Origin of the sequence: Streptococcus sp. LMAG:39 (assembly GCF_008680485.1) — a bacterium.
Lineage (GTDB): Bacteria > Bacillota > Bacilli > Lactobacillales > Streptococcaceae > Streptococcus > Streptococcus pasteurianus.
The window spans coordinates 854,977-879,705 of sequence record NZ_NALE01000001.1 but is presented as its reverse complement, the minus strand read 5'-3'; the positions used below and the strand labels follow the sequence as shown (position 1 = coordinate 879,705).

Below are 24,729 nucleotides of genomic sequence, written 5' to 3'. Positions count from 1 at the left end.
TATGGCTTTTACATTTCAAATGAATCATTCAATTAAGTTTAACCATGATGAGGAATTGCTAAAGAAGGCAGAGTTACTAACCCCTCCTCTGATTAACAAAGAAAAAAAGTTGGTAAGATTGGGCGAATTGACTAAAGATATCACAAAATTTGAAGGATGGACTATCAAAACTCTTGATATGAAAATAGATGATAAAGAGTATAAAAAAGATGATAGTTTGATTTTAGATTTTGGAAATCATTATGTGGGACGATTTGCTATTGATATTAACTCTGTAGGATCACCTATGGACGCTCCACTTTATATTCGACTCCGTTTTGCAGAGGTTGCAGCAGAACTATCACATGAGTCGGAAGAATATGATGGGTGGCTAGCTAGAGGTTGGATTCAGGAAGAATTTATTCATTTAGATGAATTACCAACTCTCCTTTCACTTCCTAGACGTTATGCTTTTCGATACGTTGAAATCAAAGTATTGGATACCTCTCCAAAATGGTCAGTTGTCTTTTCTAATCCAAGATTAATAACTGAATCTTGTGTTGATAGTGATAATCTTCCTTTTCCCAAAATTGAGGATATGGAGTTAGCAGCTATTTATCAAGTTGGCTTGAAAACTTTGGAAGATTGTATGACTGATGTTTTTGAAGATGGTCCTAAGCGTGATAGGCGTTTATGGTTGGGTGATCTTCGTTTACAAGCGTTGGCAAATTATGAAAGTTTTAAACAAAATGACTTAGTTAAACGCTGCTTGTATCTTTTTGGAGCTATGACTACAGAAGATGGTCGTATTTCTGCGAATGTTTTTACGAAACCCTATCCTATTCCAGATGACACCTTTTTGTTTGAATACTCGTTATTTTTTATTAGTGTTTTGCACGATTATTTAGCTCAAGAGGATGATGAAGAGTTGTTAGGGGATTTATATCCTATTGCTAAGAAGCAAATAAATACCAGTTTGACGTACATACAAGAGGATGGTAAGGTTTGTGCTGATGAAAGTTATCCTGTTTTTGTAGACTGGTCAACTGAATTTGATAAAACAACTTGTTTACAAGCTATCATGATTTATGTTTTACGACAATTTATAGAGTTAGCTCAAAAAGCAGGAGATTTTGGTAGTACTGAGTACTATGAATCTGTTTTAGATAAGCTAGTAAATTATTCTAAAAATAATTTATTTGATTCGGAAAAAAATCTATTCAAGACGGAAAAAGTTGAGTATAATATAGCTAGTCAAGTTTGGATGGTTTTAGCGGGTGTTTTTCCTAAAGAAATGAATCGGAAAATTATGATGACTACAATAGAAAAATTATTCCCAATAAAAAATATTGCGACACCGTATATGTATCATCATGTGACAGAAGCTTTGTTTGTTGCTGGTTTAAAAGAAGAAGCTACTGAGCTAATGAAAAACTATTGGGGACAGATGATTCGTCTAGGTGCAGATACTTTTTGGGAAGCTTTTGATCCGGATAAGCCTGATTATTCACCATATGGTAGTCCGATTATTTCTAGTTATTGCCATGCTTGGAGTTGTACACCGGTTTATCTGATTTCGAAATATTTACATAGGGAGGAATAAGTGATGACAGAATATTTGACAGTAGATGTTGGTGGAACGGATATTAAGTATGGGGTGATGACCGCAGATGGCCATCTAAAAGAGAGTAAGAAGCAATCAACACCAGATAATTTAGCTGAATTCACACAACTTATTCAGTCCTTGATAGATCAATATTATGAGCAAGTTTGTGGCTACGCTTTTAGTGTTCCGGGAAAAATTGATACTAAAACAGAAACGATTTATTTTGGGGGAGCTCTGACTTATTTAGATGGTTTTTGTGTTGAAAGCGAATTAGAAACTTATGGTAAACGCATTTCAGTTCAAAATGATGGTAAAGCAGCAGCATTGGCAGAACTTTGGCTTGGAAATCTTAAAGGAATTGACAACGGTGTGGCAATGATTTTAGGAACTGGTGTCGGTGGAGGAATTATTCTAGACGGTCAACTTCGTATTGGACCACATTTCCAAGCAGGAGAGTTTAGCTTTATGTCATCTGATTATAGTGCTGATGACTATTCATGTGCTGGTTTTACAAGCTCTGCTGTTGGTATGGTTGAGCGTATTAATACTATGCTTGGAAATGATAATATAACAGATGGCAAGGCAGCCTTTGAAGCTATTCATGGTGGTAATAAACAAGCTATTTCAATTTTTGAAGATTATTGCTATGTTATCGCTAATCAAATTCTTTCCATTCAAGGAATCTTGGATGTAAAACGATTTGTTATTGGTGGAGGAATTAGTGCTCAAAAAATTCTGGTTGAAGAAATCAATCGTCAATTTAATACTATTATTAAGTCTAATCCTATCCTAGAAGTTAATATACCAAAAGATATTGAGATTATGGCAACGAAATTTGGTAATGATGCTAATCTCTATGGTGCTCTGTATAATTTTTTGCAAAAAGTAGAAAATCGTTATTAATTAACTGTTAAATACCGAATAAAGCTGGTTTTTAAAATAATTTTAAAAACCGGCTTTATTGTTTAAAAGACAAACATACTTCTTTATTTTGACAATTAGAAATAGTATAATGATGAACTAAGTTAGAGATAGTTAAGGATAAGAAGTATGAATTTTTATAATTTGGAGTATATTACACAAAATCAATCATTTAATCTAGTGTTTCGTTCGGTAGTTTTGATTATGTTACTTGTGATTGTCATGCTTACAAGTCTCCATTATATGCGTAATCGACTTAAGACGCGTTTGCGAGATATTAGTATCGGAATTGTGGTTTTAATGTTAGTTCTTTTAGGTATACAAGTCGAAGACTATATGCAAAATAATCATGATTTTTCACAATCGCAGGTTTTGGTGAAATTTATTGAAAGTGTTGCTACCGATAATGATATTTTGCCAGAAGATATTTTAGTTAATTCTACAGTATTAAAGGATGGTATTATTGTACGTTACAATGAGGAGGACTATACTGTTCATCTTAATAACGATAATAATTCTTATACACTTGAACGCACACATGTGATTGATCATCATGTCTATATTAACGGAGGAAGATAATTGATGAATATGTATCTCTTAGTAAGCATTAAATTTCTTTTGGGGATTCTTGTCATGATTTTACAAATTAACATTTTAGGAAAATATGAATTTTCGGTAAACACTCCACTGAATCAGATTCAAAATTATGTTCTTGGTGGCATTATTGGTGGGGTTATCTATAATAATTCTATTTCAATTTTAACTTTTCTCATTATTTTATTGATTTGGTCGTTGGTAGTAATTATTGTAAAACTGCTAATTAATAATAAAATAATCAAAGCTATTGTCGTTGGAAATCCTGTGATTTTGATAAAAAATGGTAAGGTTAATGTTGAAAATTGTGCTCAAGTTGGCTTATCAGCAGATCAACTGATGCTTCATTTGAGAATGGAAGGTGTGAACTCTACCAAGGATGTTAAAAGTGCTATTATGGAACCAAATGGTAAGTTAACAATTTTAGATAAAAATTCTGAAACTCCTAAATTTCCACTTATCAGTAATGGACGTATTAACTATGATGTTCTTGAATTGATTGACCATGAAGAAGAGTGGTTATTTAAAAAACTTAATAAGCAAGGGATTAGATCCCCAAAGGAGATTTTTTTAGCAGAATATCAAAACAAGGAATTATACTTAGTACCTTATTCAGAAGAATAAACTTACCAAATTTGGTGAGTTTTTCCTCCTGAAATTTTTCGGGAGGTTTTTCTTTCTTTTTTCGAATAAATAGGTAGGAGGGAAAAATGAGAGTAGTGAGTGTGTTGGGGTTGTTACTCCTATCTTTTTTATTTTATTGTGGTGATGTTAAGGCTGAAACGGCTGATAATATTTGTTTTGTTACGCTTGATGCGGTGAAAGAAAAAATGGCGGCTAAAGAGGAATTTTTCCTTTTTGTTGGTCGTTTGGATAATGTGGATACGCAGAGAGGTTTGGAACGGCTTGAGGCTGTAGAACAAACAATTTATTTTCTTGATACTAAGAAAATTGATTATGTTGCTTATAAGAAATTTGCCAAGAAATACAACATCAGAACCATGACACATTTGGGACATTTTAAAGGGAAATATCAATTTGCGGTGGCTAATGTCTTTACGGTAGATTTGCCAAGTTTTCTAGGTTATCAAGGTATTCTCTTTCAAAATCAGTAAAATCTGATATACTAAAGCTGACATAAAAACACATCGCAGTTGGTAGTCTGTGAGTACAACATGTATCAGTAACCTTCCCCTTCCGAGGTCGTCCATTGTCAATTTTTTAAGGAGGGGCTGTTATGAAAATGACAGTATATTTTGATGGGGCATTTTGGTCGGCTTTGATTGAATTTACGGATTCGAAGAAACGTTACAAGGCTTTTCGTTACGTGTTTGGCCAAGAACCAAAGGATGATGATATTCTAAAATTCATTGATGTTTCTTTGGGAAAATGGCTGCGCAGGTATGATAAGGTCGAAGTAAGCTCTGAGTTTTCAGCGCCAGCTATTTCACAGAAAAAACGAAATCCAAAACGAGTGCAACGTGATATCAATAAGGCAAAGTGTAAGCCTGTGGTGTCAACGAAAGCTCAGCTTGCTATGCAGGAAATGCGTGAGGAAGTCAAGAAAGCTCAAAAGTCTAAGCAAAAAGTGAAGCGTGAGCTAGAAAAGGAACGAAAATACTTGCTTAGGCAAGAAAAGCGTCATCAGAAAAAGCGGGGACATTGAAAAGAAAAAAAGTTTAAGTTTTCTGTAAGAAAAAATTTAGGTTTAGTTAAGCAAGCGGCTCTATACTATAAACAATCCTAATAAACTTTCTTTTTCATAATCTCCTAGAGAGCCCTAGCTTGAAGAAGCTGGGGTTTTCTTTTGTTATCTGAAAATAAAAAACAAGATGAGAAATTCTCACCTTGTTTTTAGCTTAACCAAGATATTCTACGATAGCGGTGTCGGTTGCGATGCGACCGAATGTGAAAATGTCTGTTAGAGAATTTCCACCGAGGCGGTTACCGGCGTGGAGTCCGCCTGCAACTTCGCCAGCTGCAAAGAGCCCTTTAATCGTTTTCCCGTTTTCGTTAATAACATGGGCTTTGGTATCAATTTTCAAACCACCCATGGTATGGTGAACGGCTGGTTTGCGTGGTGTCGCGTAAAATGGTGCTTTTTCGACTTTGAGGTCGAAGGCACCTTTGTCAAATTCGGGGTCATGACCAGCATCAACGTATGAATTGTAATTGGTGATTGTTTCTACCAGAATGGCTGGGTCAATATTGATTTGCTCTGCTAATTCTTCCAAAGTATCAGCGCGGAAAAGCGTTCCAGCTTCTACTTGAGCGTCAATTTTTTCTTGGCTTGTATTATAAGCTGTTTCTTTGATATTTTCATCAGCAATCAAGTAGAAAAGTCCACCATTATCAATTGCCGCTTGGGACAATTGGTCACGGCTGCCGTATTCATCAACGAATCGTTTTCCTTTGGTATTGACCATGATAAAGTTAGCTGGTGGAACTTGGAGACCTGAGAAGAGAGCACCAGTAACTGGGTCTGATACGGGCATCATTTGGCTGAATCCCATTCCAACCAAGTCAGCACCGACGGATTGACCAAGTAAAATGCCATCACCAGTGGCTGCTGGGGTATTAGACGTGGCAATGTCGTCATCAATTTCTGACCAATAAGTATTGTACTGTTGAAGCATTTTAGTATTTGCCCCAAAACCACCTGTTGTCAGAATGACAGCTTTCCCATTTACGGTAATGGTTTGACCATTGCGTCCTGTTCCCTTAACACCTGTGACAATATCATCTGTAATAAGCAATTCTTTGACTTGTGTATCTGTTAAAATAATGCCACCATTTTTTAAAACAAAGTCTTTCAAAACAGAAATAAAGGCAACGCCCATTGGAACTTTTGGTTTATGACCGCGGCGCCAGAGAGCTCCAACTGGCATGGTGACTTCGTCACGGACAAATTCAACACCGATATTTTCCAGCCAGCGGACAGATTCGAGAGCTCGCTCGGTTAAAATACTGATTAATTGATAATTTCCGTGAATTTCATTGCCTTTAAGGTCTTTTCGTTTACCGCCAAGATAAGTTTGGATACGGTAGAGTAATTTTGAATCAAAGAGATAAGTGGGGTTTTTGAGGTATTCTTCGATTTCAACTTTTAAAGCACGGAAGTCATCGATAAATTCAGGGTCGATTGTTGCTTCGTCAATGTCATGCAATTCCTGAAGCGTATTAGCTTCACCAGGGTTAGCAGCAAATGTATTTTGCCAAGCAGGGTCAGGAGCATTCATTGGTCCACCGGCACGAACAGTGTTTCCACCAACAGATGGGAATTTTTCAACGACAACTACTTGTTTACCAGCTTGAAGGGCGCGAGCTGCAGCAGCAAGTCCTGCTCCGCCACCACCGACAACAACGAGTTCAGTATTGTAAGTTTTATCTTCTTTATCAAGCGCTGATGGTGCTTTTGGACGTGAGCGGAGCGCATCTGGATTGGCCCCTGCTTGTCGAACAGCACGAGCAACTCCGTCAATAACACCATTTGATGTCACCGAAGCACCTGACACCGCATCGACATTTAAAGTTTGTCCCTCAATAATTTCACTTGGGATACGAGTAAAGACAACGTCAGCAATTCCACCTGTTTCACCAGAAGAATCAATGTCAATAGCTTCAATACGTTCTTCTGAAAGGGTTACGGACATTGGCAAATCTCCGTTGTGCCCAACTGTCGTGACTTGATAAGTACCAGGTTCAAAACGAACTTCTTCTGGTTCATTGAGTTGATTGGCAATGGTTGCAAAGCGAAGGAATCTGAAGAAACATGATTCTAGAAAATCAATAGTTCCTTGGTCTTTAAGGTCACCATTTTCATCAAAAGCAGTTTGGACACGTCCTAGTAAAAATTCACTTCCTGGCATGACAGTAGCATTAACACCTGGTGCATCCAAAATTTGGCGGAGATGCAATTGCGCACGAGATGAGCCTTGAATGTCATAAGAAGCTCCAACAATCATGGTTGGCTTGCCAGCTAAAGGATGAATGTTGAAAGAAAGCCACTCAAGAAGGCTGTTTAAGCTTGAAGGAATCGTGTGGTTGTGTTCAGGTGTGGCAATGATAACACCGTCCGCTTCTGTGATTTTGCTATTAAATTCTTGGATAATGGCTGACTCGGTCTGGTCATCTGTTTCATTGAACATTGGTACATCTGTGATTTCTAAAATCTCGATGTCTGCCTTTTTGGCAAAATGTCTTGCCATGTATTGTAATAGCAGTCGATTATATGATTTTTTGGCGTTAGTTCCGACAATAGCGACTAATTTCATAACTTGTCACCTCCTATTTGGCTTCCCAAGCAAATGCTCTTTTGCGGTCTGTGTCTGCTTGGCTAACGATTTGATTACTAATCTCAACAAATGATTGGAATTCTTTGAAATTGTCTTCAAGTTCGGCGACTTTTTCAGGGTTATTGAGATTAAAATCATCATCTAAAACTTGTTCAGAATGTCCGAGGAAGAATTCTGTTCCTGGCATGATGCGTGCTTTTAATTCAGGGGCATCAAGGATTTGACGGAGATGAGCTTGTGCGCGTGAAGTACCGAGAGCACCAAGAGAAGCCCCAACAATCATGGTTGGTTTATTGATAAGCACACGGCTAGTGTAGGCAATCCATTCAAGAGCAGAGGCAAGTGGCGCAGGAATCGTATGGTCATATTCTGGAGTTGCGATAATGACACCATCTGCACTAGCAATTTTTTGAGAAAAATCAGCGACAGGAGCAGGAGCTAGCTTATCTTCTGGTTCGTTGAAAGCTGGCAAGCCCTTGATTTCAAGGATTTCAATATCAGCTGAATCAGAAAAATGCTTCGCCATAAATTTTAATAATTTTCGGTTGGTAGAACGGTCTGAATTCGTTCCAACGATAGCAACTAATTTCATATAGTTTACCTCTTTTACACAAATAATTACCTATATCATACTCCTTTTTTAAACAAAATGTAAACGTTTTTATAGATAACCTATGATAGTATCAGATTTCAATGCTATAATACAATTCTCTGATTTTTTTAGTATTTTAGTATTATTTTTTATAATGTAAGCGTTGACATTTTGAGGCGGTTTTGTTATTATCTTTGTCAAAATAAGGCAAATATAATCTAAAAGGAGGTTCCTTATGGATAAAAAAATAAATCGTTGGCTAGTGCTGGTAGCCTCGACTACTATCTTGCTATGTACGGGTGCAGTTTATGCTTTTTCAACTTTTGCGCAGCCTTTGAGTGAACAGACAGGCTGGACAATGCCCCAAATCATGTTAGCTTTTTCCATTAATTCAGCTATTGGTCCGATTCCGATGATTTTAGGCGGATATTTTGCGGATAAAGGCTGGGTGAAGTGGTCAATTGCGATTGGTGCGATTCTTTTTGCTAGTGGTTTTTATCTCACTGGTACGGCAACTAGTTTAGCGCAGTTGTATATTTACTACGGTTTGATTGCAGGGCTCGGTCAAGGTTTTGCTTATTCTGGTTGCTTGTCCAATACCTTACGACTGTTCCCAGATAAGCGTGGCCTAGCTTCTGGGATAATAACAGGCGGTATGGGTTTAGCGGCTGTTTTTGCTTCACCGATTGCTAATAGCTTGATTTTATCTCATGATGCTCAGTACGCCTTTCGGACAATTGGTCTAGCTTATATTGTCATCGTTCTTGTGGCAAGTGTCTTTGTCCAAAAAGCACCTGCAGGATATAAGCCTGACGGTTGGAATCCACCGACTTCGTCAGCGCAAAATGTGGTTAACAAAACATGGATTGACATGCTAAAGACACCAGTTTTTTACGTTGTTATTGCGATGTTTTTTGTCGGAGCTTTTTCAGGACTTATGATTGCTTCAAATGCTCGGACGATTGGCACGTCAATGTTTGGGCTTTCGGCAACGGTCGCCGCTCTTTATGTATCACTCTATTCAATTGCTAATTCGAGTGGACGTTTTATCTGGGGAACTGTTTCAGATAGGATTGGGCGTTCAAATACCCTCTATATTATTTTCACCGTTATTGTCTTAGCGCTCGCGGTTCTGGCATTTGTTCCAGGACAAGCTGGTTTTGCTGTTGGTATTATTGGGCTTGGCATTTGTTTTGGGGGTGTCATGGGAGTTTTTCCGTCAATTGTTATGGAAAATTATGGTCCCGCCAATCAAGGTGTAAACTACGGTATCGTGTTTACAGGATATTCAGTAGCAGCTTATTTTGCACCAAGTATCGCTTCAAATATAGCAGTAGCAAATAATGGCAGCTTCTCAATTGCATTTTACATTGCTATCATATTAGCACTTGCAGGGCTCTTGCTCAATTTCCTATACGGGAAAATTAGCCAAAAAGCTTAAATAAAAATAAGGCTGAGACAAAAAGTGCTCAGCTTCTTTGGTTATATAGTTATTATTTACAAGACGCAGTGGTTGAGTGGGTTCTAATGTGCTAATAAATCAGCTTTTACAACCCTTTTGACATCAAGCTGCACTTGACTTCATTTCCAACCTCAAAAGGTTCCCCAAACCTTTTGAGCCATGCGGGGGTGGGAGTAAAACAGTTCAGTGAACTGTTTTAGGTCAGCAACAAGAAATTAAGACTTGCTGAGAAATCAAGTTTCTGTGAAACTACTGATTCGCTTTTTAATTTTTAGGCTCATGAATAAAGTCTCCACTGGAGATTTTATTTGTTTCACTTCCATTTTGTTTCAATCATTCAAGCCATGGGAATTTCTGGCTGTTGTGAATGTGTTTGCGTTCGAGTAAGGTTAAGTCTTGTTCGCAACGGTCAATTGTTTCCAGTTTTAAAGTAACTTTATCTGGCATATCATCTTTGATGTGGTAAATTTGGCTGTGATAATTCTTGCAATAATAGCGGTATTTTCCTTTAGAGGATTCATAAGTCACAATCTCATCTGCACCAAATAAGATTTGAAAATCTTCAACGTTGACCAAAGAATTAACCGAAAAAGCCGATGCCGAAGCTTTTTGGCAGGCGGTAAGTCAGAAATCTATGATTTCGTTGACACACCCCCGTCAGGATGATTAGGATTGTCATAGTCCAAGGGACGAAGAGAATCCAATCAGCTACGACGTTAAGAACAGTGGCAACAAACGATAGGTCCTAACAGTTTTTTGGTTTGGTAAGTGACAGTGTAACAGAGACAGGAACCAGTAATCATTTTATTTCTCCATTTTCAGATACTCTTTTAACATTTTCTTTTGTGGGGTTGCCATGGGGGATTGTGATAATATTTCGTGAAAAGCGGTGTCAAGGGTCTAGAATGTATTTATTTGGGTGCGCTTTTTAGATTCATATATAATTGTTTCAATTTCGTCCAATTTAGAGGCATCTATAAAATGTACAAGATTGTTAGCAGTTAATTCAATTAACTTATCTTTTCCTAAGATAGCGGATAAATTACGAACTTTTGATTTTAAATCTATAGTAGATTGTATCTCTGTCTTGCCGTAGTGTAGAATGATTATTTCCATACGTAATGGGGATGAGGAAGTGTTTGTAATGTTATCTAATTCATCAAATATTTTTTTGAAAATTTCTTGATCTAACACATCTAGTGAATGACCATAAATTATAACACGAACAAGATTATTAGAATGATCTAAATTGAAAAATGAACGATATTTTGAACCTGTTTTTTTAACGATTCTTTGAAATGTTTTTTGAAAATCTATTAGATCATCATCAATGATATTATGGTCAATATCTTCAATTCCAAGTACCAAGTTTGATGTCTCAATTGTATCTTTAGTGAAATTTAGCTTTCCGTGAATGTAATGAATGTTATTATCTGGAATATTATAAAGTTGTTGAGCAGTATCGGTATAATTAAATGTTAGTATATCATCGACTTGTTCAAAAGGTGATAAAATTTTTGGAATTTCAAATTTACTTTCGTCCTCAATTTTATCAAGGTATGTTAAATATAATTCAAGTAGAAATGTGAAAGAATTTAGCGCTTTAACTAGTTTACTATGATATTCTTCAAAAGCAGTGGTTAGGTTGCTGTGCATAGGCTGTGGTGGCTGATAATTGCTGTTGGGTCTTAAATTGGGATGAAATGTATATCCAATGTCTTTAATTAAAAAGTTGATATGAGTACTGTTTGGCAAAAAAGAAAAGTGTTTTTCAATTTCTTTGGTAAGTGTCTTGAGTTCGTTATCGGTAAGGTAATTGTCAATAAATAGTTTGGTATACTCTTCTTCTAACTCTTCAATTTTTCCTTTTAATTCTACAAAGCCATTAATTAAATGAGAAATATGTTGTTCGAGACTTGACCAGTTATCGAGGGAATCTCTATTGAGCAATATAAAGTCTAAAATAGGATTTTTAAATTTTAAAAAGAATTCATAGTAAGATAAACTGATTATGTAATCGGATTTTGAAGCCATTTTTTTAAATCCACTATTAGTTTCCACTACATCTAAAAGGGCACTAAGGTTAATAGGATTACATTTTTCAATTTCTTTTTGAAGTTTTTCTTCTAGGGATTTTATAAATAACTCTTCAAATGACTCACCTGGTGGGTACTGAATGCCATGTCCGTAAAAGGAGTTATACAAGTTATTAAATGTTTTTTCTCTTCCTTGGAAAGAAACTTCACATTGAAAATATTCGTAGTACTTATCCAAATATTTTAACTTTTCTTCGGTAAGATTACGTAAATTATTTTGTTCACTATATTTTTTTACTAAAAAATTAATAAATTCTAAAACAAGATTTTTTTGAAATAGTTCATATTGATCGATAAAAGATTCTTTACCATATAAGGTATAGTTATCGCACAAAGAATGAGAAATTGATTCATTGGGAAATCCTGTTATTTGACAAGCAAACTTAATAAAATCTTCATAGCTGGTTTTACGCTTGATTGCAAGGTCAAAACCATTACCGATTACTAAAATATTTTTTATTTCCAATTCTGTCTAAGTCTCCTTTCCTAAATACTCTTTTAACATTTTCTTTTGTGGGGTTGCCATGGGGTAGGTGGAAAGTTGGTCTTGTGCGACCCAGCGGAGTTCCTTATCTTTGGTAAATTCATTTGAGTTGACTGAGCCTTCGATGAGTTCGATTGTCCATTTTTGGTGGCTAAAGGTATGCTTGACGTGATTGAAGGTTTTATTTGTCCAAGTTGGGTTTAGTTGATAATCTTCCTTAAATAACGTTTTTTGCGACGTTGTTTTGAGAGTGTTTTTGGCATTATCTGTTTCAAATAAATCAAGCTGTTGCCCAATAAAATCAGTTTCCATGATTGGAAATGACCAGAAACCACCGAGCAAGCGTCCGTCAGTATTCTTTTCTAATAGGAAATCACCTTTGCTGTTGCGAATGATAAAAGCTTGAATTTGCAACGGTTTTGGCTTTTTCTTTGGCAATTTGATAGGGTATTTGTCATAAGTGCCGTGTAAATAAGCTGCGCTGAAAAAGCGAATTGGTGATTCATCTGGGCGAGGATTTTTAGCAGACTCAATATCTGTGCCCAAATCCATAAGTGCTTGATTGAAATCCCCAGGGCGTTCAGGGTCAATGAGCACTTCCATAATAGCTTGAAAAATTTTGCGATTTTTAGGGTCACCAATATCATAATTGACCTCAAAAAGCCTTGCCATAACACGCATGACATTGCCGTCCACAGCTGGTTCGGGAAGGTCAAAAGCAATGCTTGCAATCGCACCAGCCGTATAAGGTCCAATTCCTTTTAAGGAGAGAATATCATCATAAGTGCTAGGAAATTCGCCATTAAAATCGTCCATGATTTCTTGCGCAGCTTTTTGCATATTGCGCACGCGTGAATAATAACCTAAGCCTTCCCACGCTTTAAGTAATTTTTCTTCAGGAGCTTTGGCGAGAGCGTCAACGGTTGGAAACCAAGCTAAAAAGCGTTCATAGTAGGGAATAACAGTAACAACTTGTGTTTGTTGCAACATGATTTCAGACACCCAAATGTGATAAGGATTTTTGGTTCTGCGCCAAGGCAAATCCCGTTTTTCATTGTCATACCAAGCAAGCAGCGTGCGACGAAAAGAAGCAATTTTCTCATCATCCCACATCTCAATGCTATAATCAGTAAAATTAATCATAACTCTATTTTAGCAAAGAATGATTTCTTTGAATAACAAAAACGCTTATTATTTTATTTCATCAAAAATGAGATTTTTGACTATTTTTTAGAAAAATGAGTATTTAGGTATTGACAAAAGTAAGCGGTTACATTATAATAAAGGTGTAAAGAAGGATGACAAAAGTAACGAAGTAAGGAGGTAACAGTTCTTATGATGAAACCACATGTCGCTCGGTACAAAAATGGTGATTGGTCTCCTAGTCGGGGTAAGTAGGCACAGTTGACTTTACGGAGGTGGCGCTTATGTTAGCTTTTAACTTAGGACGCTATAAAGATGGTGATTAAGCATCTTGTTTAGCCTTGAAAACCAAATCTTGTAACAAAGTACATCGGAGGAACGCCTTATGTTGATGTTTAATGTGGGTCGTTACAAAAATGGAGACTAACGACTTGTTGTAGAAAATAGCGATAAAGGAGTGATGTCACATTTTAGGTGAAAAAATATTATTGGAAGTAAGCGGTTAGAAATGGCTAGTGCAAGAAATATTGTCGGTTGATCTTGTTGCTAGTAACAGTAGTAATCGAAAGGGCTTCTAATCATGTTGCTTCCATGTTTGAAAAAAGCTTTTAAAGAAAGTTGTGATAGATATGAAAGCAATCAATGTAGGCCGTTACAAAAATGGAGACTCTAAACAGATATGGCGACGAGTCAATCGCTGTATCAATCAAAAAACAGAAAAATAAATTAAAAATTAGGTGATTATTATCGTTGTTATGTGAGTATTTTCAGATTAATGGAGGTATCTTATGAACGTAGCAAGATATAAAAATGGTGATACCTTAGCTAGTTGCAGAAAATAGCTAAAGGAGTGAAACCAATGTAAAAAGTAGTGATAAAAAAGTCGTGGAGGTATGTACAATGCTGAAAATGAATTTAAGTCGCTATAAAAATGGAGATAATAATCCAACAGCCTAACTCCTTATGAGATTGGTATGTTGGTAAAACATACGCAATATTTTTAAAAGGATCTGGAACACCTAAGTGTTCCAGATTTTTTGTTTTTTCTAGCTTATTTTTAAAGGAAAATTCGTAGTGACTAATATTCTAATCACTTTTTTCTTTTGCCGGGCCTAAGATAGACTTAAGTTTTTAGGTGGATAATGGTTGCCAAGTAAATTTAACAGAAGGAGTAGCTATTTTACCAACAGAAGCGAAAAAAGAAGAGCTATCTTTATGAGGTTGACCTCACGCGCTGTATTTTTATTTTTGGAGTGCTGATTAATCAAGTTAGTTCTCTATTTACCAACGCCGTAAAAGTTCAGGAGCTTATGAATTATTTACTTAGTGCCCCATTTTACACGTATGCGGTTTATGTTTGTCACGGGACTTGTGCGATTTTTAGGAAATTATAAAAGGGCCATTTGGATATTGTACCTTATTTTTTCAACCATGCTTTGGTTGTATAATCAATTTGTGAATCGACGTAACTTTATTATTTCCATTTCAGCACTTATTCAGTGGCTTTTCTTTTTTATATCAAATACATTTTCTCACATTAAGACCATACGAATTGGCTATATTTTTCCCGTTCTTACGGAATGTTTGTTTGGACTTATCAATTTTACTTTATGGCTATTACTTATGTCATTACGATAAAGTCATGACACTTTTGATGACTTATCAAAAGCGAATTTATGCGATAACCGCTTGTCTAAGTCTGGGGACGATAGGGCTTTATTATTACAATACAAAGATTCTTGGGTTAAGTCGTCATTATGCGCATTTGGTTCATCAGCCTTGCATGATGATTTATGCGATTTTCATGATTGCAACGATATTTGCGCTTAGTTTGCATTACGCTAAAAATCGTGAAAAACCAAGTCTCCAATGGTTACGTCGCTCGGTTGATTTGTCGTCGAAATTATCATTTGGGATTTATCTGACGCAAACAGCCTCTCTTGCCATTTTTGGCTTAGTGATTGATTGGATTAATCCGTATTTGAGTGATGTAGCCTTGGCTTTGCTTTTCCCATTGGGTTATCTTTTGGTATTGGGTGGTGCGTGGCTAATTTCTTATTTTTGCTACAAAGTATCGCCATTTGGCATTTTAATTGGTCGTCCAAATCATATAAAGAAAGGAAATTAAGATATTCATGACACAGTTAGTTGATGATTTAAAGGCACGTTTGTTGGAAAATGCGGAGCGTGAATTTTTAAAAGATATCTCTCTTAATCGCTGGTTTACGGGGCAAGATGTGGAAGATGATATTGCTATTTTTCAAGAGGCTTTTAGGCGGAATGGTCTTGGAAAAGATGATGTCGTTTTTATGGCTCTGGAAAATTCAGCGGTTTATATTCCGATGAATCAGGCGATGTGGCGTTATGGGATTACCGCACATCCTGTAGCAAGTACAACACCGATTGCAGAATTGGTAGCAGATTATGATGAGAATCAGTATTCTGCTATGATTTTCAATCAGGAAAAAGCAGCTGCTTTCAAAGAAAATGCTGAATTGCACTACGAAGTGTCACATCTTAAAACATTTCCAGATTTGGTCTTGCTAAGTCGTAAGGACAATGATAATACGTATAAAGAAATGACACCAACTGAAGATACCTTAGGCTGGATTTTGAATACGTCTGGGACGACAGGAAAGTTTAAGCAAGTTGGACTTTTACACCGTTTTATGCGCTTAGCTGGTGAGGATAATTTTGTGTTGCACCGCATGACAAAAGAAGTTGATGAGCTTTTAAGCCTTGTTGGTTTATCGGATTTTGCGAATCATTCTCCAGATCATTTGTCAGGAGGGTGAAAATATCGATTGATTTTCTCAGTTTTTTGTTTGGAATTGAAATTAATAGATATTTGGTATCACTTATAAAATTGTTATACAACTATAGAACATATTGTTGGACATTGTGCAAAGGTTTACATATAATGTAGGGGATTGAAAGTGTTTAATTATTTTAGACATTTTTAATCAACTATAATGAATAAAATAATAGGAGGACTAGCACATGTCACTTATTGGAAAACCTATCGTTGAATTTTCAGCAGATGCTTATTATAATGGAGAGTTTATCAAGGTATCAAATGATGATTTACAGGGAAAATGGGCGATTTTTTGTTTCTATCCCGCTGATTTCTCATTTGTTTGCCCAACGGAACTTGGTGATTTACAAGAACAATATGCAGAGCTTCAAAAACTTGGTGTTGAAGTGTATTCTGTTTCAACAGATACGCATTTCGTTCATAAAGCTTGGCACGATGATTCTGATGTTGTCGGAACAATCACTTACGCTATGATTGGTGATCCAGCCCATGTTTTATCAGAAGGCTTTGAGGTTCTTGGTGAAGATGGTTTGGCACAGCGCGGCACATTTATCGTGGATCCTGATGGTATTGTTCAAGCCGTTGAAATTAATGCCGATGGCATTGGACGTGATGCAAGTACTCTTTTAGATAAAGTGCGTGCTGCACAATATATCCGAAAACATCCAGGAGAAGTTTGTCCTGCAAAATGGAAAGAAGGAGAAGACACATTAAAACCAAGTTTGGATTTAGTAGGTAAAATCTAAGGAGGTTTTATATGGCATTAGATGCAGAAATCAAAACACAATTGTCGCAATATCTTGCATTAATTGAATCTGATATTGTTTTTCAGGCTAATCTTGGAACAGATGAAAATTCTAAAAAAGTCAGAGATTTCATTGATGAAATCGTCTCAATGAGTGATAAGATTGGTTTTGAATCAAAGAAGCTTAGTCGTATGCCTGCTTTTCGAATTGCTAAAAAAGGACAAGAATCTGGTGTTGAATTTGCCGGCTTACCACTGGGACATGAGTTGACTTCATTGATTCTGGCACTTTTACAGGTTTCTGGACGACCACCAAAAGTAGATGAGGAAGTCATCAACCGAATTAAAGCTATTGATACTCCTCTTCATTTTGAAACTTATGTCAGCCTTAGTTGTCATAATTGTCCGGATGTTGTACAAGCTTTCAATATTATGGCTGTGATTAATCCGAATATTAGCCATACCATGATTGAGGGAGGTATGTTCCAAGATGAGGTCAAGGCTAAAGGGATTATGTCCGTTCCAACCGTTTTTCACAATGATGAAATACTGACTTCAGGACGTACCAACATTGAACAATTACTTGATTTGATTGCAGGACCAGTGTCAGAAACGACATTTGCAGATAAGGGAATTTTTGATGTCTTGGTTATTGGTGGCGGGCCGGCTGGAAATAGCGCAGCTATTTATGCTGCACGAAAAGGAATCAAAACAGGCTTATTAGCTGAAACGTTTGGTGGACAAGTGATGGAAACCGTCGGAATTGAAAATATGATTGGAACACCTTATATAGAGGGACCAGTGCTTATGTCCCAAGTAGAAGAGCATACCAAATCATATGATGTCGATATCATGAAAGCTCAAAAAGCGATAGCTATTCATAAAAAGGATGTTATCGAGGTTACGCTAGCTAATGGTGCGATTCTAAAATCTAAAACAGCCATTCTATCTCTTGGTGCCAAATGGCGTAATATTAATGTTCCGGGAGAAGTTGAATTTAGAAATAAAGGAGTCACTTATTGTCCGCACTGTGATGGACCACTTTTTACAGATAAAAAGGTAGCTGTCATTGGTGGTGGTAATTCAGGGCTTGAAGCAGCTATTGATTTAGCAGGACTTGCTAGCCGTGTCTATATTCTTGAATTTTTACCAGAATTAAAAGCTGATAAAGTCTTACAAGATCGTGCAGAAGCACATGATAATATTACTATTTTGAAAAATGTTGCTACAAAAGAAATTTTGGGTGATGAGCAGGTTACTGGACTAATTTATACGGATAGAGAAACTGGCGAGGACAAAACACTTGACTTAGAGGGAGTCTTTGTTCAAATTGGTCTCGTTCCCAATACTGACTGGCTAAAAGATTCTGGAATTGACCTTAATAATCGTGGTGAAATTATTGTGGATAATCAAGGGAGTACAACTGTTTCAGGTATTTTTGCAGCTGGCGACTGTACAGATCAAGCATACAAGCAAATTATTATTTCTATGGGAAGCGGAGCTACTGCAGCCTTAGGGGCATTTGACTACCTTATCAGAATGAATGATTAATTTTTAGGTTGAAGAAAAATCCTATTTTGGATTATTTTCTTCAATCTTTTTTATCTTATAATCAAAAAATATAAAATTTGGCGATATTTCTGTTGTAAGGATTATAAGAATTTTGTTATTGGTAACTAATGTCTACTAGTTTTAAAGGTTTTTATTTTATCATAGTTTAATGTTATAAAAGATTAATAATGTCGCTACAAGATGAAAAGAAAATTTTGTTAGAAAACAGTTAACTCAAATGTCATAATTGATTAACTGTTTTTAGGAGGTTTTCTATGATTTCAAAAAGAGACTGTTTAAATATTTTACAAAGTGACAGAAATTGGTGGGAATATTATGCGCAAGCTATTGTAGTGAAAAAGTAGATCAGGGAATTGGATTAGACTAAATACTCTACTGAATGCTAAAAGTGGCTATTGCTCTAAGGCTAAAGGTAGTAAGTCAAACATTGAGCGTTATGGATTATTACCTAAAAATCAAATTATTAGACAAGCTATTATTACCAAACGAAATCATTCCAGTGTTTTTTTGTATTGCATTAAGTTGGAGATAAGGAATTTTCTATATTGTGTGATGTTATATCGGGAATAAAGCGTATTATGGCGATTGAAATTTGTCTATCTATTGGTTTAGTTCGTGATGACCAACTAGTAAAATTAAAAGCAGCGGGTGTTGATAGAATTAATCATAATTTGAATACGCCACGAGATAATTATCCTAAAATTACGACGACACATACTTATCAAGATCGTTTAGACACGCTAGAAGTCTTAAAAAGAAATAATATTAATACTTGTTTGGGATTTATTTGTGGAATGGGAGAAACGGATGAACAGTTAATAGAGTTAGCTTTGGATTTGAAAAGTCAAGAACCTTACTCGGTTCCAGTAAATTTTTTGTTACCTATGCCGTTGGTAGATTTTATTTCAATACAGATAATTATTGTGTATATGTTATATCCTATTTTAGGAAAATACCATAGTTTCTTAACTCTTTTTATTTATCTTTTGTTAGGGCTATTCGGTTTACCTGTTTTTGCATTGGGTGGTGGTATATTATATATTTTGAGACTAAGTTTTGGAAATTACCATTTATTCAAGCTGAAGTAGAGAAACTATTAGGAAAGAAAGTAGTAACCTTTGCTAATATATTTATACAGAATTTGATATGTTTGCTATTTATTTACTTATTCGGCTTAACATACAAAACAGTTATCCTTTTAGTATTTTATGGAAAATTTGAAGTCTTTCACGATATACTATTTTTTAGTTCACTTGTTGATTTTTTAGTAGATTCAGGTCTAACTGTTATTATAACTTTAATGATGATAAAACTAAGAAACTATCATTTTTATAATTGATTCTTTTAGTTTAAGACGACTTTCAATATAGTCATTCTAGAGTAAGAAGATGTGTTTGATAGAAAATATTACTTTAACAGGAAATTAACTGATTTTCGTGTTATAACACTCAAAAAATATGTTAAAACAATTTGAATATTATATTAAAAATTCAAGACAAGACAAAATTTTTTTACAATTTATGCTATAATGTATCTCAAACTAGCGAAAAGCGAGGTAGGGATATGTGGGTTGTTCGGAAAATGTATTGGCGTAGTGGTCAACAATATGTACAAGCACAGAAAATGTTTGAAACCCGCGAAGAAGCGGATAATTTTAGAAAAGGCTTAGAGATTGCAACAGAGCTTTATGAAACGAATCTCCCTGTCTCTAATAAAGGTGAATTTTAATTTAATTTTTATATAGAAAGCACGGCTGTGCTTTTTTATTGTCTTATTCTATATAGTAGATAATGTTAATTTTTTAAAATGTCATTTTAACAATGTACATAATGGACAAATAAAATCTTTCTGTAATGCATAAATCTCTTGCGTATTCGCTCTACGTATAGTATAATAATTTATTGTGAGTATCCCTCACTTACTCGTGACGAGGGTCACGGGTCATTAGACCAAAAGGAGGAAAAATATCAATGGCTAAATACGAAATTCTTTATATCATTCGTCCAAACATTGAAGAAGAAGCTAAAAACGCTTTGGTAGCACGCTTTGACTCTATCTTGACAGACAACGGTGCAACTGTTGTTGAATCAAAAGATTGGGAAAAACGTCGTCTTGCGTACGAAATCCAAGATTTCCGTGAAGGACTTTACCACGTTATCAACGTTGAAACAGAAGATGCAACAGCTCTTAATGAGTTTGACCGTCTTTCAAAAATCAACGGTGACATTCTTCGTCACATGATCGTTAAACTTGACGCGTAAGAAGGTATTTTATGATTAATAATGTAGTACTTGTCGGTCGTATGACTCGCGATGCAGAACTCCGTTACACACCATCACCATCTAATCAAGCTGTTGCCACATTTACACTTGCTGTAAATCGCAACTTTAAAAATCAAAATGGTGAACGTGAAGCTGATTTTATTAACTGTGTGATTTGGCGCCAACAGGCAGAAAATCTGTCTAATTGGGCTAAAAAAGGCACATTGATTGGTGTTACAGGTCGTATCCAGACTCGTAATTATGAAAATCAACAAGGTCAACGTGTTTACGTAACAGAGATTGTTGCAGATAATTTCCAAATCTTGGAAAGTCGTGCTACACGTGAAGGTCAATCAGGTGGTTCATATAACGGTGGATTCAACAATAACAATTCATCATTTGGTGGCTCATCAAACGACGGTGGTTTCTCATCACAATCTTCACAATCACAAACACCTAACTTTGGTCGTGATGAAAGCCCATTTGGCAATTCAAATCCAATGGACATTTCAGATGACGATCTTCCATTCTAATGGATATGGACAACTCAAGTGAAAAACTTGAAACAACAATAATATAAAGGAGAATAAAACATGGCTCAACAACGTCGTGGCGGATTCAAACGCCGTAAAAAAGTTGATTACATCGCAGCTAACAAAATTGAATATGTTGATTACAAAGATACTGAGCTTCTTAGCCGTTTCGTTTCAGAACGTGGTAAAATTCTTCCACGTCGCGTAACTGGAACTTCAGCTAAAAACCAACGTAAAGTAACAACAGCTATCAAACGCGCTCGCGTTATGGCTCTTATGCCATTCGTAAACGAAGACTAATTCGTTACTTTAAATAAGAAAAATGACTCCGCGAGGGGTCTTTTTGTGTATGCAAATACTTTACAGAGTAAAATTATTGTTTTATAATAATTTTGAAGAGATAATTATTGTAAAACAATAATCGAGGTGTAAAATGAAACAGATTGTTTTTAAGGTTAGTAGGGAAGTTGTCAAAATTATACGCTATTTAGCAATTATTGGAATTATTGTCATGTTTTTAGGTATTCTAGGTGTTGTTCTTGACGGCTGGAATCAAAATGGAATGTTGACACTAGATTATAGCTCGCAAATTGCTCAAGTGCCGATTTGGTTTCCGATGCTTATATTGCTATTAGCGGCTGCTATTTTTTATATGGTCGTTATGATTATGCGAGCGTTAGACAAACTACTAATGAATTTTCAGAAAGACTCTTATTTCAATTCTGAAAATATCACTTGTCTTTCTAAAATATTGCGTTGCTTGCTGATTGCGACAGGTATTCAGTTGGCTGTTAACCTTATTTTTAATTTTTTGAATCTTGAACATGTTAGTGATTTATTTGAGCTATCATTGAAAGATTATTGGCTCAACATTGTATTACTTGTTGTCAATTATATTGGTATCCTTGTGATAAAACACGGCGTTCAACTTCAAAAAGATTACGATGAAATTATTTAGCTATGGAAGAAATACAAGTACATTTAGATAAAATGCTCAAGTTGAGAAATATAACCTCCAAAGAATTGGCTGAAAAAATTGGTATAACTGAGGCGAATTTATCGATTTTAAAGACTGGAAAGGCAAAAGGTGTTAGGTTTAATACGTTGATGAATATTTGCCGCGAATTAGACTGTCAACCAGGAGATATTTTGAAATATAGGAGAGACTAAGATGAAAAAGAGAAATTTTTGCTAGGACTGTTAGTGCTGTTGCTAACTATTTTGGCAGGATGTGGTGCTGATTCAGAATTAACTGACGTGTCGCAAGACATTCAAACGGAGATTAACAAAGATTATTCAGCAGAATTGTCAGAAATGAATATTATGGATATTATTTCAGTTGAGAGCGATGAGGAACAACAATTATCAGCACAGTTTTCGGGTACTCTTTATATCATGACTACCAAAGAGGACTTGCAGAAGTTATCTTCTGATGTCGATTTTGCTTTAAATGACGTTTCATTTACGGCTGTTAAAGAAAATAGTGACGATGATTTTAACATTAGGTATAACAATAGGACGTATTTTTCGGTTAAGAAAATTGATGTGACAGATATTGATAAGGTGAAAATTACATCAGATTGGTCAAAGAAAATTATCGTGGCATTGCGTAATGCCTAAAAAAGTCCTGCTAGGTTACCTAGCAGGACTTTTAATGTTTGAAATTATTGTTTCGGTGTCATGGCATTAAGGATATTATATTTCTTTTGAAGGAAATGACGTCCAAGAAGTGCAGCTGCACCAATGATTAACATAACGATGGCTGGTAATTGTGGGTTGATAACTGCTGGCAAGAATGCTGTTCCAGTGTAAAGGAGGACCCAACCAAGCATTGCCAAACCAAGCACCAAGATGGTTTTGGTCCAACCTGGACGTTCGCTTTTTGGTTTACCAGAGTGGCGATAGATGAAGTGATAAGTGGCATACATAGCAGCACCACCACCAAAACCAAGGGCAAGCAATGAAAGCAACCCAGAACTTGTTGTCGTTGAATTGAAGAAATCAATGACAGTATTAAGGAGGGCAACAATACCGATGAAAAGAAGTGATGTATCAAGCCACATTAACCAAGGATTGTCATTTTTATCAGTTTGCTCAGCATTCTTATCTGAATCTTTTTCAGTAAATGAAGCAGCCCAAACGGTAGGGGCACCGAAAAGAGCACGTGCAGTCAATCCTTTTTTCTGATTTTCAACAATTGTTGGTAAAACTTCTTCTAAAATCGTTTTGATTTCATCATCAGATTTGCCATCTTGAATTAATTGATTAGTAGCAATGTGAATAAATTCTTGATTCTTTTTAGTAAGTTTAGTTAAATCCATAATATATAGTCTCCTGTTTTTGTGAAATAGAAGTGTTGCTAAGAACATCCAGTAAAGCCCATGATTAAGATGAATTACTAGTGAGAGAAAATAAAACAGTTACTTTCTCTAATTAATAATCACCATAAATACACTGCCGATAAAATATTAAACTTCCGTTACTTAACATATCAAATGTCATAATGCAAAAACATTGGCTTGATAATAGTCACCTTTCAAACTAGTAAGCTGCCTAGGAAGAATCCTATTAGGATTCTTCCGTAATTCTGTTAGCGACCTTAGTCGCAACAGAATTTGGCAGGTTAAAACCACTTCTTCCTAAAGAAATAGATAACAACGAAGGCGCTCATAGCAGCGGCGATAAAAACAATGTACCAAAAGGCGTGTGGTAGACCATTTAGTGGCAACCAGTTATTTTGGAAGTTCATGCCATAAGCTGAGAAGATAACAGTTGGAATATCCAAAGCCATGGTCATCAATGCCAAGGTTTTCATGATTGTATTCTGATTGTTGTTGATGATTGAAGCAGTTGTTTCTGTCATGGCGTTCAAGACATTTTCATAAATGCCAGCCATCTCAATCGCCTGTTGCGTTTCAATCAGAGTGTCTTCAAGCAAATCTTCATCTTCGATATATTTTTTCAAAGAGCTGGTGCTACTTGAAAGCTTTTTAACGATACGTTCGTTGAATTTCAATGAGGCTTTCAAATAGACGATAGATTTTTCCAACTCCATCATGTCAATTAATTGCTCATTACGTGTGGCGTTTTCCAATTCAGCTTCGATTCGGTCGCTTTGGCGGTCGATAGAACGAAGGGCTGTTAGGAATAGTTCTGCATTGCGATAAAGCAATTGGAATACAAAACGTGTTTTCATGAATGTGTAAAAGTTTTTCACACGACGATTGAAAAAATTATCAAAAAGCGTCAATTCTTGCAAACACGTTGTGATAACAGCGTTGTCTGTCACGATAATACCGAGCGGAATAGTGACATAGTAACTTTTGTTATTACGTTCTTCGTAGGTTGGCACATCGACGATAATCAATGTATAATCATCTTCAACGGCAATACGTGATGTTTCTTCAAGGTCGAGTGGCGCACGAAGGTCTGTAATATCGATATTGAATTGCTCAGATAATTTGACAGATTCTTCCTGGGAGGGGTTGACCAAATTAATCCAAGCGCCGGGCTCGAATGTATTGATTTCTTTAAATTCTAACGCTGTTGATAGAAACATTTGTTCCATAAAAACAACCCCTCCTTTTACTCTAAGATACAAAATCTAGTTAAACGTATAACATTGGATTTT

25 protein-coding genes and 2 pseudogenes are annotated in these 24,729 nt (G+C 35.9%); 20 read left to right on the top strand and 7 right to left on the bottom strand.

Translation table 11 applies throughout. The annotated features are described in order from the left end of the window. Position 1: 1 nt before the first annotated feature. The 6 genes from CCC20_RS04285 (at position 2) to CCC20_RS04260 (ending at position 4,766) form a co-directional block, all read left to right on the top strand. Positions 2-1,582 (top strand): alpha-L-rhamnosidase-related protein, encoded by a 1,581-nt coding sequence (locus CCC20_RS04285; protein WP_013852238.1) that lies wholly within the window; start codon positions 2-4, stop codon positions 1,580-1,582. A gap of 3 nt (positions 1,583-1,585) precedes the next feature. Then, positions 1,586-2,488 (top strand): ROK family protein, encoded by a 903-nt coding sequence (locus CCC20_RS04280; RefSeq protein WP_041973383.1) that lies wholly within the window; start codon positions 1,586-1,588, stop codon positions 2,486-2,488. 147 nt (positions 2,489-2,635) lie between these two features. Beyond that, on the top strand, positions 2,636-3,085 hold the full coding sequence (locus CCC20_RS04275) for a DUF3290 domain-containing protein (RefSeq protein WP_270619851.1): 450 nt from the start codon (positions 2,636-2,638) through the stop codon (positions 3,083-3,085). A gap of 3 nt (positions 3,086-3,088) precedes the next feature. After that, positions 3,089-3,724: a DUF421 domain-containing protein gene (locus tag CCC20_RS04270; RefSeq protein WP_333557732.1), complete on the top strand. Its 636-nt coding sequence runs from the start codon at positions 3,089-3,091 to the stop codon at positions 3,722-3,724. A gap of 86 nt (positions 3,725-3,810) precedes the next feature. Then, entirely contained in the window at positions 3,811-4,215 is a 405-nt protein-coding gene (locus tag CCC20_RS04265) for a hypothetical protein (protein ID WP_013852235.1), read from the top strand. Between the two features lie 122 nt (positions 4,216-4,337). Beyond that, complete coding sequence (locus tag CCC20_RS04260; protein WP_144356919.1) at positions 4,338-4,766, top strand: YjdF family protein; 429 nt, start codon at positions 4,338-4,340, stop codon at positions 4,764-4,766. Between the two features lie 193 nt (positions 4,767-4,959). Here CCC20_RS04260 and CCC20_RS04255 read toward each other — a convergent pair whose 3' ends face one another. Beyond that, positions 4,960-7,374, bottom strand: a complete 2,415-nt coding sequence (locus tag CCC20_RS04255) for a flavocytochrome c (protein WP_013852233.1) — start codon at positions 7,372-7,374, stop codon at positions 4,960-4,962. 13 nt (positions 7,375-7,387) lie between these two features. Then, on the bottom strand, positions 7,388-7,987 hold the full coding sequence (locus CCC20_RS04250) for an NADPH-dependent FMN reductase (RefSeq protein ID WP_003066384.1): 600 nt from the start codon (positions 7,985-7,987) through the stop codon (positions 7,388-7,390). A 235-nt stretch (positions 7,988-8,222) separates the two neighbouring features. On the opposite strand from CCC20_RS04250, the gene CCC20_RS04245 reads away from it, so the two are divergent. Further along, a complete protein-coding gene (locus CCC20_RS04245) occupies positions 8,223-9,428 on the top strand; it encodes an L-lactate MFS transporter (protein ID WP_003066383.1) in 1,206 nt (401 codons plus the stop codon). 354 nt (positions 9,429-9,782) lie between these two features. On the opposite strand, the pseudogene CCC20_RS04240 reads toward CCC20_RS04245, so the two are convergent. The 3 genes and pseudogenes from CCC20_RS04240 to mutY all read right to left on the bottom strand — a co-directional run. Further along, positions 9,783-10,055: pseudogene (locus CCC20_RS04240) on the bottom strand (GFA family protein); the annotation flags it as partial. A gap of 294 nt (positions 10,056-10,349) precedes the next feature. Next, the gene (locus CCC20_RS04235) at positions 10,350-12,011 is read right to left on the bottom strand and encodes an AbiH family protein (protein WP_003066378.1); all 1,662 of its coding nucleotides are present in this window, start codon (positions 12,009-12,011) and stop codon (positions 10,350-10,352) included. 6 nt (positions 12,012-12,017) lie between these two features. Continuing rightward, complete coding sequence (gene mutY / locus CCC20_RS04230) at positions 12,018-13,172, bottom strand: A/G-specific adenine glycosylase (RefSeq protein WP_003066376.1); 1,155 nt, start codon at positions 13,170-13,172, stop codon at positions 12,018-12,020. Positions 13,173-14,760: 1,588 nt separating this feature from the next. Here mutY and CCC20_RS04225 point away from each other — a divergent pair. The 13 genes and pseudogenes from CCC20_RS04225 to CCC20_RS04170 all read left to right on the top strand — a co-directional run bounded on the left by CCC20_RS04225 (position 14,761) and on the right by CCC20_RS04170 (position 22,718). After that, the gene (locus tag CCC20_RS04225) at positions 14,761-15,300 is read left to right on the top strand and encodes a hypothetical protein (protein ID WP_236718687.1); all 540 of its coding nucleotides are present in this window, start codon (positions 14,761-14,763) and stop codon (positions 15,298-15,300) included. 7 nt (positions 15,301-15,307) lie between these two features. Beyond that, positions 15,308-15,967, top strand: coding sequence for an AMP-binding protein (locus CCC20_RS04220; protein WP_236718686.1), 660 nt, complete (start codon positions 15,308-15,310; stop codon positions 15,965-15,967). A gap of 205 nt (positions 15,968-16,172) precedes the next feature. Beyond that, positions 16,173-16,733: an alkyl hydroperoxide reductase subunit C gene (ahpC, locus tag CCC20_RS04215; protein WP_003066370.1), complete on the top strand. Its 561-nt coding sequence runs from the start codon at positions 16,173-16,175 to the stop codon at positions 16,731-16,733. An 11-nt stretch (positions 16,734-16,744) separates the two neighbouring features. Beyond that, positions 16,745-18,283 carry an alkyl hydroperoxide reductase subunit F gene (gene ahpF, locus CCC20_RS04210; RefSeq protein WP_058692481.1) on the top strand — a complete coding sequence of 513 codons (1,539 nt, stop codon included), beginning with the start codon at positions 16,745-16,747 and terminating at the stop codon, positions 18,281-18,283. A 275-nt stretch (positions 18,284-18,558) separates the two neighbouring features. Further along, a pseudogene (locus CCC20_RS11415) lies at positions 18,559-19,191 on the top strand (biotin synthase BioB); the annotation flags it as partial. Next, positions 19,189-19,392 carry a biotin transporter BioY gene (locus CCC20_RS11410; protein WP_338000510.1) on the top strand — a complete coding sequence of 68 codons (204 nt, stop codon included), beginning with the start codon at positions 19,189-19,191 and terminating at the stop codon, positions 19,390-19,392. The pseudogene CCC20_RS11415 and the gene CCC20_RS11410, both read left to right, overlap by 3 nt. Positions 19,393-19,867: 475 nt before the next feature. Next, the gene (locus CCC20_RS04200) at positions 19,868-20,032 is read left to right on the top strand and encodes a hypothetical protein (RefSeq protein WP_041974136.1); all 165 of its coding nucleotides are present in this window, start codon (positions 19,868-19,870) and stop codon (positions 20,030-20,032) included. Between the two features lie 242 nt (positions 20,033-20,274). After that, the gene (rpsF, locus tag CCC20_RS04195) at positions 20,275-20,565 is read left to right on the top strand and encodes a 30S ribosomal protein S6 (RefSeq protein WP_003066359.1); all 291 of its coding nucleotides are present in this window, start codon (positions 20,275-20,277) and stop codon (positions 20,563-20,565) included. Between the two features lie 11 nt (positions 20,566-20,576). Further along, positions 20,577-21,098 carry a single-stranded DNA-binding protein gene (locus tag CCC20_RS04190; protein WP_287179302.1) on the top strand — a complete coding sequence of 174 codons (522 nt, stop codon included), beginning with the start codon at positions 20,577-20,579 and terminating at the stop codon, positions 21,096-21,098. Positions 21,099-21,158: 60 nt separating this feature from the next. Then, the gene (gene rpsR, locus CCC20_RS04185; protein WP_000068664.1) at positions 21,159-21,398 is read left to right on the top strand and encodes a 30S ribosomal protein S18; all 240 of its coding nucleotides are present in this window, start codon (positions 21,159-21,161) and stop codon (positions 21,396-21,398) included. A 133-nt stretch (positions 21,399-21,531) separates the two neighbouring features. Further along, positions 21,532-22,056 carry a DUF2975 domain-containing protein gene (locus tag CCC20_RS04180; protein WP_058692480.1) on the top strand — a complete coding sequence of 175 codons (525 nt, stop codon included), beginning with the start codon at positions 21,532-21,534 and terminating at the stop codon, positions 22,054-22,056. Between the two features lie 2 nt (positions 22,057-22,058). Beyond that, positions 22,059-22,268 (top strand): helix-turn-helix domain-containing protein, encoded by a 210-nt coding sequence (locus CCC20_RS04175; protein WP_009854897.1) that lies wholly within the window; start codon positions 22,059-22,061, stop codon positions 22,266-22,268. A gap of 18 nt (positions 22,269-22,286) precedes the next feature. Beyond that, complete coding sequence (locus CCC20_RS04170) at positions 22,287-22,718, top strand: hypothetical protein (RefSeq protein ID WP_058692479.1); 432 nt, start codon at positions 22,287-22,289, stop codon at positions 22,716-22,718. Positions 22,719-22,762: 44 nt separating this feature from the next. Here the strand turns inward: CCC20_RS04170 and CCC20_RS04165 are convergent, their stop codons facing one another. Both CCC20_RS04165 and CCC20_RS04160 read right to left on the bottom strand, forming a co-directional pair. After that, positions 22,763-23,419 (bottom strand): DUF1129 domain-containing protein, encoded by a 657-nt coding sequence (locus CCC20_RS04165; protein ID WP_013852223.1) that lies wholly within the window; start codon positions 23,417-23,419, stop codon positions 22,763-22,765. Positions 23,420-23,721: 302 nt separating this feature from the next. Then, positions 23,722-24,666 carry a magnesium transporter CorA family protein gene (locus tag CCC20_RS04160; protein WP_003066347.1) on the bottom strand — a complete coding sequence of 315 codons (945 nt, stop codon included), beginning with the start codon at positions 24,664-24,666 and terminating at the stop codon, positions 23,722-23,724. Between the last annotated feature and the right edge of the window lie 63 nt (positions 24,667-24,729).

Coding starts and splice junctions, on each gene's coding strand:
- CCC20_RS04245 (WP_003066383.1), top strand. CDS start 8,223: ATGGATAAAAAAATAAATCGTTGGCTAGTGCTGGTAGCCTCGACTACT.
- CCC20_RS04255 (WP_013852233.1), bottom strand. CDS start 7,374: ATGAAATTAGTCGCTATTGTCGGAACTAACGCCAAAAAATCATATAAT.
- CCC20_RS04220 (WP_236718686.1), top strand. CDS start 15,308: ATGACACAGTTAGTTGATGATTTAAAGGCACGTTTGTTGGAAAATGCG.
- CCC20_RS04250 (WP_003066384.1), bottom strand. CDS start 7,987: ATGAAATTAGTTGCTATCGTTGGAACGAATTCAGACCGTTCTACCAAC.
- CCC20_RS04175 (WP_009854897.1), top strand. CDS start 22,059: ATGGAAGAAATACAAGTACATTTAGATAAAATGCTCAAGTTGAGAAAT.
- ahpC (WP_003066370.1), top strand. CDS start 16,173: ATGTCACTTATTGGAAAACCTATCGTTGAATTTTCAGCAGATGCTTAT.
- CCC20_RS04265 (WP_013852235.1), top strand. CDS start 3,811: ATGAGAGTAGTGAGTGTGTTGGGGTTGTTACTCCTATCTTTTTTATTT.
- CCC20_RS04160 (WP_003066347.1), bottom strand. CDS start 24,666: ATGGAACAAATGTTTCTATCAACAGCGTTAGAATTTAAAGAAATCAAT.
- rpsF (WP_003066359.1), top strand. CDS start 20,275: ATGGCTAAATACGAAATTCTTTATATCATTCGTCCAAACATTGAAGAA.
- rpsR (WP_000068664.1), top strand. CDS start 21,159: ATGGCTCAACAACGTCGTGGCGGATTCAAACGCCGTAAAAAAGTTGAT.
- CCC20_RS04270 (WP_333557732.1), top strand. CDS start 3,089: ATGAATATGTATCTCTTAGTAAGCATTAAATTTCTTTTGGGGATTCTT.
- CCC20_RS11410 (WP_338000510.1), top strand. CDS start 19,189: ATGCCGTTGGTAGATTTTATTTCAATACAGATAATTATTGTGTATATG.
- CCC20_RS04285 (WP_013852238.1), top strand. CDS start 2: ATGGCTTTTACATTTCAAATGAATCATTCAATTAAGTTTAACCATGAT.
- CCC20_RS04280 (WP_041973383.1), top strand. CDS start 1,586: ATGACAGAATATTTGACAGTAGATGTTGGTGGAACGGATATTAAGTAT.
- CCC20_RS04190 (WP_287179302.1), top strand. CDS start 20,577: ATGATTAATAATGTAGTACTTGTCGGTCGTATGACTCGCGATGCAGAA.
- ahpF (WP_058692481.1), top strand. CDS start 16,745: ATGGCATTAGATGCAGAAATCAAAACACAATTGTCGCAATATCTTGCA.
- CCC20_RS04200 (WP_041974136.1), top strand. CDS start 19,868: ATGTGGGTTGTTCGGAAAATGTATTGGCGTAGTGGTCAACAATATGTA.
- mutY (WP_003066376.1), bottom strand. CDS start 13,172: ATGATTAATTTTACTGATTATAGCATTGAGATGTGGGATGATGAGAAA.
- CCC20_RS04180 (WP_058692480.1), top strand. CDS start 21,532: ATGAAACAGATTGTTTTTAAGGTTAGTAGGGAAGTTGTCAAAATTATA.
- CCC20_RS04275 (WP_270619851.1), top strand. CDS start 2,636: ATGAATTTTTATAATTTGGAGTATATTACACAAAATCAATCATTTAAT.
- CCC20_RS04165 (WP_013852223.1), bottom strand. CDS start 23,419: ATGGATTTAACTAAACTTACTAAAAAGAATCAAGAATTTATTCACATT.
- CCC20_RS04260 (WP_144356919.1), top strand. CDS start 4,338: ATGAAAATGACAGTATATTTTGATGGGGCATTTTGGTCGGCTTTGATT.